A 10,598-nucleotide genomic window follows, 5' to 3' on the forward strand; every position below is an offset into this window, starting at 1 on the left:
GCGCCGCGGGCGGCAGCGACGCGGCTGGCGAGGGTGGAGCAACCGGCGGAACCGGCGGAACTGGCGGCGGCGACTGGGCGCCCGTGACGCGCTGAGGGCTGCATGCGTTGCATACGAGCCGATGAAATGCGTCCACACCCCTTGTCACATGAAGGGTGACGCGATATTGATGGAATATTGGGGAGAATGGCGTGGTGACGCCATGCGGCAGCAGCAGGGGATGCATCCGCAACTTCCCGTTGGCGGTGCGTGGAACATGTCGGCACAGTGCCGAACGCGCATACAACATGCCGCCACAAAACATGTTTCGCACATGGTGCCGCCGCATCGGGGTTCCGGGGCGCGCTGTGGCCCTGCACCAACACGCCATGCCCCGCACGGACAGGTCCGACTGGAGGTCCACGTGAACAAGAGCGAACTGGTACGAGCACTTGCCGAAGAGCATGAACTGCCTGTAGAGGACGCCACCGTGGTGGTGAACACCTTCTTCGACTGCGTGCGCGATGCGCTGCTGGAAGGTGACCGCGTGGAGATTCGCGGCTTCGGTTCGTTCAAGATCAAGGGATATCGCGGCTACAAGGGCCGCAACCCCAAGACCGGTGATTCCGTGGCGGTGCCGCCCAAGCGGCTGCCCGTGTTCCGCGCCGGAAAGGAACTGAAGGACATCCTGAACCCCTAGGAGGCAGGGGCGGCGAGAGCCTTCGTTTTCGCTACTGGTGGGGCGGTGCATGTGGCGCCGCCATGCGGGCGGTTGCGCTGTCGGTCGGGGGGCTGGCTGCGCGAACGCTCGCGTTTGGTTTGGGAGATGAACAACGTGGATGCGTGCGCCCCGGCGGGCCGCACAGGGGGCACGATGGGCAACGGCACGGAAAGCACAGCGCACGGGCACAGGGCATGCCCTGTCCCGGCAGTCATGCCGCGCGAACTGGCGGAAGAGCAACTGCGGCATCTGCACCTGCGTATTGGCGAGGGCATCGTGGCGCGGCGCCCGGCCATCATCGCCACGGTGCTCGGCTCGTGCGTGTCCGCCACGTTTTTCCATCGGTCCACTGGGCTTGCGGGCATCTTTCACGCCATGCTGCCCACGGCGGAAGGCAGCCGCGATTTCGATTGCAACCCCTGCAAATACGTGGATACCGCCGTGGAGGCGGTGCTGGCCCATTTTCTGCGCAAGGGCGTGCCGGTCATCGAGATCGAAACCAAGTTGTTCGGCGGCGCCTTCAGCATGAACACCGAAGAAAAGTCGCTGGTGCGTTCGCTGGTGGACGTGGGCGGTCGCAACGTGCAGGTGGCCCGCGACCTGCTGCGCGCAAGGGGCTTGGTGGTGTCCGGCGAGCACGTGTTGGGCGAGCGGGGCCGCAAGCTGCTGTTTCACGCGGGTACCGGCGAGGTATGGGTGAAGCTGCTGCGTCGCAGCCTGGCCGAGCAGGGACGCGGCGCGGGCCGCACCGGGCGTGGCCGTGATGCCGAACCCCCGGCCTGGTCGTACGACGCCCGACCGGAACCGTGGCCCGGCCCCTTTCCGTTTGGCGGATCGGGCGGCCCGGATGGCTCGAGCGAGCCGGGCGGGCAGGCCGGATAGTCCGGGCTGGGTAACCCCGCCGGTTGGTTCTCGCTGAACACGCTGGCCCGGGCACTCCGAGCCAGACCCGTTGCCCCGGGCACGTTGCCCCAGACCCGTTGCCCCGGACCCGTTGCCCCGGACATGCAGAGCAGGATAAGTACGCCGGACACGCGGCCCCTGATTTAACACCTGATTTCGCACCCATTTCGCCGTCCGCTCCCGCAGCGCGCCCGCGCACGCTGGCCTTGCCCCCGGAAATGGGCTACGAGCGGGGGCAGACCCCCATTCCCCACGCACCCGCACGCCGGACCTTGGCCGCATGAAGATCGTCTTCTGCATCGACGACAACCCCCGCTACCTGCTGATGATGCGCGCCGCCGTGCGTTCGCTGCGGCGCCTGCACGGCGATGCGGCCCCCTGCGTGTGCGTGTACGGCGGCGGCAACCCGGCGGTCATGGACGCGGTGCGCGCCGAGGGCGTGCAGCTTGTCCGGCACACCCCGGTCATCGGCGTGCACAACGCCCCGCCGCAGTTCCACCGCTGCATCGGCGCATTCCTGAAGCTGGAACTGGCCCTGCTGCCGGAACTGGCCGACGACGGGTACGTGCTGTACTGCGACGCCGACGTGTACTTTCACCAGCCGATTCTGGGAGCCGGGGGGGGCGATGCCGCATCGGGCGGGGCGGAGCACATCCGCCCGCAGTACATGGCCATGGCCCGCGAGGCCACGGCCCCCTTCCACCACGCCCACGAGCAACTGGACTACGAATGGCGGGGCCGCCGCTACGTGGTGCCGCTGCCGTTTCCCATCTGGACCTTCAGCAGCGGGGTGGTGTTGTTCAACCTTGAGCGGCTGCGGCGGCACGACCACATCCACAACTTTCTGGCCTTCTGCGTGCAGAACCTGCATCGCATCGGCAACCTGGACCAGTCGCTGCTGAACTATTTCTTCGGCAAGCGGGTGACCAAGCTGGACCCTTCGTGGAACTGCCCGCCCTACCGGGCCGACGCGTTGACGCGGGCGCGCATCGTGCACTTTCACGGCCCCAAGCCGTGGGACACCAAGCCCGCGCTGTGGAAGGACCTGCGCATCAACAATTACATGGAATTTCGCCGCCGCTGGCTGGAACTGCTGACGCCGGAAGAGCGCGAGCAGGCCGCCGCGTGGGAGGCGGCGGGGTAAGGGCAGCCGGGGGGGGGCGATTTTTCGAATCTTACACCCACGACGCTTTTTCCGGCTTGCGCCGTGTCCGGTTCATATCCCGCCCGGATATTCATTGCTTCGGGCTCGCGCTGCCTGTCGCCTGCGGCGGTGTGTCCGGCCCCTTCCGTTTCGTCCGCCCGCCATCCGCCCTGTCTGTCCTGATTCCGCCCCACATTGCGGGGGTGCCGAGGGCATCCCCCCGTCTCATGCTCTGCGCCCCGCGCGCCGTGCCTGTCGTTTCCGCCCCGCTTGGGCCGCCGCCCTGTCCATAATCATCCCCGCCCCGCCTTGCCTGCTGTCATCGGGCTGCAACCCTGCTATGCTGGGTCCATGTCGCGGCCCTGTCCGGCCCTGCCCGGTCCTGTTCGGCCCTGTTCGGTCCTGTGCGGTCCTGCCCGGTTCTGTACGGTTCTGTGCGGTCCCGTTCGGTCAAGTCCGGTCGAGTCCGGTCCTGTTCGATTGATCCGCATCAGACCGATTCGACGCGATTCTGCCCGATTGGACCAGTCCCGCGCCGTTCCGCAACCATCGCCGCCATCCCACAGCCCGGCCCGCCGCCGGATGAAGGAGTTTCGCATGTCGTCCCAGCCGTCCACTCCTGTAGCTGGTCCTGTATCTGGCCCTGCCGCCGCCCATACCCCCGAAAGCCTGCGCGGCCTGTTTCCCGTGGCCGGGCAGCCCCTGCCGGAAGCCGCCCACGCCTTCGCGCCCATAGAGCAGCGCACCTGCCTCATCGACGGCAAGCTGGAGGAATGGCCCGGCGAGATGCAGCAGGTGTTTTCGCCCATCGGGGAAGTTGACGCTGCGGGCGGCTTCGCCCCGCGCCTGCTGGGCAGTTGTCCCATTCTGGACGAGGCCGCCGCCCTGCGTGCCGTGGACGCCGCCGACCGCGCCTGGGCCGATGGCATGGGCGCATGGCCCACCATGGGCGTGGCCGAGCGCATCCGTCACGTGGAGGATTTTGCCCGGCGCATGGCGGCGCGGCGCACCGAGGTGGTGCGCATCATGATGTGGGAAATCTGCAAGTCGTGGCAGGACGCCAGCGGCGAATTCGACCGCACCATGGAGTACCTGCGCGACACCATCGACGCGCTGAAGGATCTGGACCGCGCCTCGTCGCGCTTCGTCATAGAGAAAGGCATCTACGCGCAGATCCGCCGCGCGCCGCTGGGGCCGGTGCTGTGCATGGGGCCGTACAACTACCCGCTGAACGAAACCTTCTGCACGCTGATGCCCGCGCTGATCATGGGCAACCCGGTCATCGTGAAAACGCCGCGCCTGGGGCGGCTGCTGTATTCGCCGCTGATGGAAGCCTTCCGCGATGCCTTTCCCGTCGGGGTGGTCAACATCCTGCACGGCGACCGGCGCATCGTGAAGCCCATCATGGCGTCGGGCCGCATCAACGTGCTGGCGTTCATCGGGTCCAGCACGGCGGCGGACGCGCTGCGCCTGGCCCACCCGCACCCGCACCGGTTGCGCTGCGTGCTGGGGCTGGACGCCAAGAACGCGGGCATAGTGCTGGACTGCGCGGACATGGACCTGACCGTGGCCGAGGCGCTGCAAGGCTCGTTTTCGTTCAACGGGCAGCGCTGCACCGCGCTGAAGATGCTGTTCGTACATCAGAAGCGGCTGGACGAATTTCTGGCCCGCATGGACGAGGGCATCCGCAAGCTGCGCATCGGCATGCCGTGGGACGAGGGGGTGCGCATCACCCCGCTGCCGGTGCCCGGAAAGTCCGCCTATCTGGACGACCTGGTGCAGGACGCCGCCGCGCACGGCGGCAAGGTGGCCAACAGCGGCGGGGGCACCCACGCCGAAACCCTGTACCACCCCACGGTGGTCTGCCCGGCCACGCCGCAGATGCGCGTGTACCACGAAGAGCAGTTTGGCCCGGTGATACCCGTCATCCCCTTTACGGACATAGAAACGCCGGTGCGCTACGTGGTGGGGTCGCAGTACGGGCAGCAGCTGAGCATTTTCGGCAACGACCCGGACGACGTGGCCCGGCTGATCGACCCCATGGTCAACCAGGTGTGCCGGGTGAACATCAACAGCCAGTGCCAGCGCGGGCCGGACACCTTTCCCTTTACCGGCCGCAAGGATTCCGCCGAGGGCACCCTTTCGGTCAGCGATGCGCTGCGCTGCTTCTCCATCCGCACGCTGGTGGCGGCCAAGGGCAGCGATGCCAACAAGGAAATTCTGACCAGCATCATCCGGGACAGGCGGTCGAATTTCCTGTCGAACGATTTCATATTGTAGCGGGGCGGGTGGCTGCAAAAGCGAGAGTTAGAAAGTACGCGAAGGCCCGCCGGATATGGCGGGCCTTTTGGTGTCCCGAGGGAGTGCCAGTCGCACGCGCGAATAGGTTCGGTCCGGCACCTGCAGAATCAGGCCTGCCTGCTGAAGAAATAAAAGTCGGAATTGGAAATATCCGGATATCTGTTGGGAATGAAAGCGGCGAGTTGCCACTGCGGTGCGTGTTCGTAAATCCAGCTGAAAAACCGGCGAGATTTGACGTGCTCGGCGTGATGCCAGTTGATGTTCCAAGCGTATATACCGGCAAATTTGTCGGATGCAGAGAACAGCAGCGACATGTAGTTGTGGTATATTTCATCGTCAATAAGATGGTATATGACGTCGAGTGAAAGTGCCATATCAGCCTTCCTGCCGTCATATGTGGTCACATTGTGGAATTCAAATTGCGAATTTGCGTACTTTTGACGGCAGATACGAACAGCTTCATCGCTGATGTCATACCCGGTGTAGTGGCCTATTTCGATAAGGCTGAGTTGATTGCCGTCACCGCAGCCGAATTCGGAGATGGAGGTGATGTTGTGGGTCCGGATGAATTCGTTCAAAATGTCGGCCTTGAACGCGGCAAGCTGCCCGTAAGAGCCGTCGCCGGAGTTGCCGCCCTTCAGGTAGCGGTTATTCCAGTATTCACGGACGGAGAAAGGCTTTTTGAACAGGCTGAATTTCATCGTGTTACCCCGTGGGATGAGAGGAGGCAGGCACTGGATATGGTGCGTACGCTTGCTAACAGTCATCGCATGATTGTTTGAAAGGTGCTGTGCAGAGTCTTTTGTCTGTTGCCCTCAGTCTGTCTCGAATGCATGCAGGCGGCTAACGGGGAGGGGATTATAGTATGTGTGTGCTGGCAGCAAGAGTTGGGAGGGTGTGTGGAGCGTTTGTGATGCGCCTGCGGGTGACGGAAGCAGATCAGGTCCGATCAGTATCATCAGGGACAGGTGCCCCAAGTTTTTCCGGGCAAGTTGATTGCCTAAGGGGTGCCCCCCATGCAGAACTGTAATCGCCATCCGTAAGTCTCGCAAGCGCGCCCAACGTCTGCCGTTCACTTGCCCCCCTTTTAGGGGGTAGTGCGTGTCAAATTAAGAGGCCCACCGGAAACGGCGGGCCTTTTGGCGTTCTGGGATAAGGCGGATGGAGAGAGGCCAAGAGGCGACGGGCAAGTACCCAGCCGTTCCACGTCTCCCGTCGCAGAGCCGGGTTCACTGGCCCTTGCGTTCCTGCAAGTGCCTGCCGAGCACCGTCTTGATAAGTGCCTGCCGCGATACGCCAAGGGTCTTGGCCTCCTTGTCCAGCGCGTTCACCATCCACAGCGGAAAGTCCACGTTGACGGTCTTCTTCTCGCGGTTGGGATGGCGGATGGCGCTGGTATCCAGAAAGGCGGTGATGTCCTCGCCCTCGTCAAAGCGGCGGTCGAATTCTTCAGTGGAAATTTGCTTGGACATACAGTGCCACCTCCTCTTTTCTCGCCCGTCGCACGGATATGATGCGCACGGCTTGTCCCCGGTCGGTAATGACGACGGCCCAGCACTGGCCCGCCAGATTTCCGATGGCCAGCCTGCGCGGCTCCGGGCCGCTTACCTTGCTGGGAATTTCAATCAGGTACGGGTCATCCCACAGCGCCTTGGCGGCCTCGAAGTCGATGCCGTGCTTTGCCTTGTTTGCGTCGCTTTTTATGGGATCATACTCGAACAGCATATGAAAAAGGTATCCAATCCATACCCCTTGTCAAGGCGAGGCCGTCGGCTGACGGCGGAAAATGAAAAGGCCCCCGCTGGGAGGGCCATGGGGCCGTTCTTGCGAACAACACCCTGCGGCGCGTCACCTTCCAGGGAAGGGAGAGGCAGCCTTGTTGTGACTTGACAACTATCCTGTATGCGTTTTCTGTCGTAGCGTCAACACTCGTAAAGAAAAGGAGCGCAATGACATGCAGCAGGTTCCTTACATTCTTGGGCTTGATCTTGGCGTGGCATCCATCGGTTGGGCGTTGCTGGCCGCTGGTGATGACGGCGAACCCGTGGGTGTGCTGCGTTCCGGGGTGCGGTTGTTCGAGATGGGGTGCGCGGGCGATATGGACAAATTCCAGCGCGGCAAGGAAGAAAGCCCCAACGCCGCCCGCCGCGCCGCCCGGCAGATGCGCAGGCAGCACCGCCGCAAGGCCCGCCGTCGCCAGCGCATTCTTGTGCTCATGCAGAAATACGGTCTGCTGCCGCCGGGGAACGTGCGCGACACTGACGCGCGCAACGCGTTTTTCAACGCCCTGGATGCCGAACTGCTGGGCCAGTGGCTGAACCGCCATGCCATCTCCAACTCCCCCGCAGAGGCAGAGCGGCTGTCTTGCGACCCGGACTTTCTGCACGTCTTTCCCTATCGCCTGCGCGCGGATGGGGTGGTCCGCCCGCTTTCCGCCCACGAATTCGGACGGGCTATCTACCAGCTTGCACAGCGGCGGGGCTTTCTCAGCAACCGCCGCACAGAGGCGGAAGAGGACGAGGAACTCGGCAAGGTCAAGACGTCCATCAATGGCCTTCAGGCGGAAATGGATGCCGCCGGTGCGGAAACGCTTGGTCAGTACCTTGCCGGACTGGCGCCGTCCGTGTCGCGCATCCGGGGGCGTTACACCAGCCGTGATATGCTGACGCAGGAGTTCGACCTGCTGTGGGAACGCCAGCGCGCCCTGCACCCCGCGCCGTACCCGGCGCATCTGCGCGAGGCCGCCCGCAACGCCCTGTGCGATGCCATTTTCTACCAGCGTCCCTTGAAGGTACAGGCAAATCTTGTGGGGTTCTGCGAGTTGGAACCCGGCGAACGGCGCGCGCCCAAATATGCGGACGAGGCGCAGGAATTCCGCCTGCTCCAGCGGTTGAATGACCTTGTATGGTACGACAAACAGCTTGTGCCGCACAGGCTGGCGGACAACCCGGAACACTATGCGCGGCTGCGCGATGCCATGCTGCGGGTGGATTCCATGACCTTTCCGGCCATGCGCAAGCTGCTGGGGCTGCCGCAGGGCAGCCGGTTCAACCTTGAGGAAGGCGGCGAAAAGAAATTGTTCGGGCACCGGGTGAATGCCCGCATGCACGCGGTGTTCGGAGATGTCTGGGATGAATTTTCTCCGGAAAAGCGCGCCGCAATCCTGCACGACATCATCAGCATGGATGATGCCCGCGCCTTGAGTGGGCGGGGGCGCAGGGCATGGGGGCTCAGCGTGGAAAAGGCCGTGCAGTTCGCAAGGCCGTTGCCTGAAAAAGGCTATGCCAGCCACAGTCTGAAAGCGTTGCGTACGCTGTTGCCCGCCATGCGCGCGGGCGAGTCGTACGGCACGGTGCGCCCGCGCCTGTACCCGCCCCGCTATGGCGATGCCCCGCAGGAAACCTTGCCGCCCGCGCTGGACGCCATGTCCACGCTGCGCAATCCCGTGGTGCTGCGCTGTCTTACCGAACTGCGCAAGGTGGTTAACGCCATCGTGCGCGAGCATGGCAAACCGGTGGCCATCCGCGTGGAACTGGCGCGCGACATGAAGCGATCGCGCAAGGAGCGGACGGACTACAGCGCGCGAAACAGAAAGCAGGAATCACAACGGGAAAAGATGGCCGAACGGCTGATGTCGCCGGACGCTGGCAACGCGCGCATCGCCACACCCCGCCGCAGCGACGTGGAAAAGCTGTTGCTGGCCGAAGAATGCGGTTGGCAGTGCCCCTACACGGGGCGCATGATCGGGTGGAACGACCTGTTCGGTCCGCACCCGCAGTTCGATGTGGAACATATTCTGCCCTACAGCCGCTGCTTTGATGACAGTTTTCTGAACAAGACCCTGTGCCATGCACGCGAAAACCGCGAACACAAGCGCGGGCGCACCCCGCACGAGGCCTATCCGGCAGACCCGGAACGCATGGACGCCATCCTGCGGCGTGTGGAGGCCTTTCAGGGCGATGCCGCCACGTGCCGGGCCAAGCTGGCCCGGTTCCGCGCGCCCACCATGCAGGAGTGGGAAGACTTCGCCGCGCGCCAGTTGAACGACACCCGCCATGCCTCGGTTCTGGCCTGCAAGTATCTGGGGCTGCTCTACGGGCCGCAGGCCAACCGCCATGTGCAGGCCAGCCGTGGGGGGATTACGGCAATGCTGCGCGGCTTGTGGGGCCTTAACAGGCTGCTGGGAGACGGCGGCAAGAATCGTGGCGATCATCGCCACCACGCGGTGGACGCCATAGCCGTGGCCGCGACAAGCCGGGGCATGGTGCAGTCGTTGCAGCGCGCCGCCGCGCAGGCGGAGGCGGGCCGGGTGAACCGGCTTGTGCCGCGCGACATGGTGCCGTTGCCGTTCGAGGGTTTCATGGAGCAGGCGGACAATGTGGTGCTGTCCATTTTGCCGTCGCACCGGGTGTCGCGCCGGGTGCGGGGTGCGTTGCATAACGAGACCATCTACGCCCGCCGCGAACTGCCTGACGGCGCAGTGGGCTATGCCGTGCGCAAGCGGTTGGAGGACGTGGGCAAGGGCAAGCCCGTAGGGCTGGATGCGGCCAATACCTTTGCCGACAAACTGCTGGACCCCGGCCTTGCCCCCAGCGTGGCCCTGCTGCTGACGGGCAGCGTGCCCCGGCGCGATGATGACGACAGCCCCTCGCCCGTCCGTTCCGTACGGGTGCTCCAGACGGGCACCCCGGTGCCCGTGGGGAAGGACGGCAGGCTATGCCAGACGGCCAGCAACCATCACGCCCCGGTGTATACCGTGCCGGGCAAGAAGGGCGAGGAATGGGTATGCCCCGGTGTGGTCAGCCTGCTGGAGGCCATGCAGCGCAAGGAGGCATGGAAGAAGGAAGAAGGCGGGCCGGTCGTGGACAGGCAGGGGCCGGAGGGGGCGCGCTTTCTGTTCACGCTGAGTTCGGGCGAATGCATTCGAGTGCGCGTGGACGGGCGGGACGAGTACCTGCGGGTGCGTTCCGTGTACACGGAACAAGGGGTTTTGAAGGTGGAGGCCGTACGTCTTCAAGACGCACGCCCGAAAAAGGAAATAGGCAAAAAGAGAGAGGGCGGATTCTTCAAGCTTAGCCTGAAGCAATTGCAGCAAGGCGGCTGCGAGAAGGTGGTCATCACCCCCTTGGGCACGGTGGTGCCCTGCCGTGATTGACCGCATTCTGGACATCGCGTCCATGCCTGCTCGGCTTTCGGTGGGCAATTCCCTGTTGGTGGTGGAGGTGGGCAACAGCAAGGAAACGGTGCCCCTGAATAATCTGGGGGCGGTGGTGGTTTCCTGCCCCGGCGTTACCTACACTCAGGCGGTGCTGGCGGGGTTGGCCGGTGCCGGGGTGCCGTTCATCTGCTGCGATGCCAGGCATCAGCCCGTGGGCATGCTGCTGCCGCTGACGGATAACAGCGTGCAGGCGGAGCGGTTTCGACGGCAGGCGGACCTGACCCTGCCCACACGCAAGCGGCTGTGGCGGCAACTGGTGCGGGCCAAGGTGTTGGCGCAGGCCGCCGCCGTGCGGCGGTTGGGTGGCGACGGGGCGCGGCTGGCCGCGCTGG

Annotated in this window: 9 protein-coding genes; 6 read left to right on the forward strand and 3 right to left on the reverse strand. The window is 64.5% G+C overall.

Translation table 11 applies throughout. The features are described from left to right. The first annotated feature begins 403 nt into the window (after nt 1-403). From FVW20_RS18985 to FVW20_RS19000, 4 genes are all read left to right on the forward strand, one after another. Nucleotides 404-679 carry an HU family DNA-binding protein gene (locus FVW20_RS18985; protein WP_012612903.1) on the forward strand — a complete coding sequence of 92 codons (276 nt, stop codon included), beginning with the start codon at nt 404-406 and terminating at the stop codon, nt 677-679. Between the two features lie 234 nt (nt 680-913). Next, a complete protein-coding gene (locus FVW20_RS18990) occupies nt 914-1,582 on the forward strand; it encodes a chemotaxis protein CheD (RefSeq protein ID WP_196610791.1) in 669 nt (222 codons plus the stop codon). A gap of 301 nt (nt 1,583-1,883) precedes the next feature. Beyond that, nucleotides 1,884-2,747 (forward strand): glycosyltransferase, encoded by an 864-nt coding sequence (locus tag FVW20_RS18995; RefSeq protein WP_196610792.1) that lies wholly within the window; start codon nt 1,884-1,886, stop codon nt 2,745-2,747. A 597-nt stretch (nt 2,748-3,344) separates the two neighbouring features. Next, nucleotides 3,345-5,027, forward strand: a complete 1,683-nt coding sequence (locus FVW20_RS19000) for an aldehyde dehydrogenase family protein (RefSeq protein WP_196610793.1) — start codon at nt 3,345-3,347, stop codon at nt 5,025-5,027. Between the two features lie 128 nt (nt 5,028-5,155). Here the strand turns inward: FVW20_RS19000 and FVW20_RS19005 are convergent, their stop codons facing one another. From FVW20_RS19005 to FVW20_RS19015, 3 genes are all read right to left on the reverse strand, one after another. After that, nucleotides 5,156-5,749, reverse strand: coding sequence for a class I SAM-dependent methyltransferase (locus tag FVW20_RS19005; RefSeq protein WP_196610794.1), 594 nt, complete (start codon nt 5,747-5,749; stop codon nt 5,156-5,158). A gap of 528 nt (nt 5,750-6,277) precedes the next feature. Then, nucleotides 6,278-6,520: a type II toxin-antitoxin system BrnA family antitoxin gene (brnA, locus tag FVW20_RS19010; protein ID WP_190244351.1), complete on the reverse strand. Its 243-nt coding sequence runs from the start codon at nt 6,518-6,520 to the stop codon at nt 6,278-6,280. Then, nucleotides 6,498-6,773: a BrnT family toxin gene (locus FVW20_RS19015; RefSeq protein WP_196610795.1), complete on the reverse strand. Its 276-nt coding sequence runs from the start codon at nt 6,771-6,773 to the stop codon at nt 6,498-6,500. The genes brnA and FVW20_RS19015 overlap by 23 nt, the downstream gene beginning before the upstream one ends. Before the next feature lie 229 nt (nt 6,774-7,002). On the opposite strand from FVW20_RS19015, the gene cas9 reads away from it, so the two are divergent. After that, nucleotides 7,003-10,203 (forward strand): type II CRISPR RNA-guided endonuclease Cas9, encoded by a 3,201-nt coding sequence (gene cas9, locus FVW20_RS19020; RefSeq protein WP_196610796.1) that lies wholly within the window; start codon nt 7,003-7,005, stop codon nt 10,201-10,203. After that, a partial coding sequence (locus FVW20_RS19025) for a CRISPR-associated endonuclease Cas1 (RefSeq protein ID WP_196610797.1) occupies nt 10,196-10,598 on the forward strand: 403 nt, incomplete at its 3' end. The genes cas9 and FVW20_RS19025, both read left to right, overlap by 8 nt.

It is taken from the genome of Nitratidesulfovibrio oxamicus, assembly GCF_015731765.1.
GTDB classification, from domain to species: Bacteria; Desulfobacterota; Desulfovibrionia; order Desulfovibrionales; family Desulfovibrionaceae; genus Cupidesulfovibrio; species Cupidesulfovibrio oxamicus.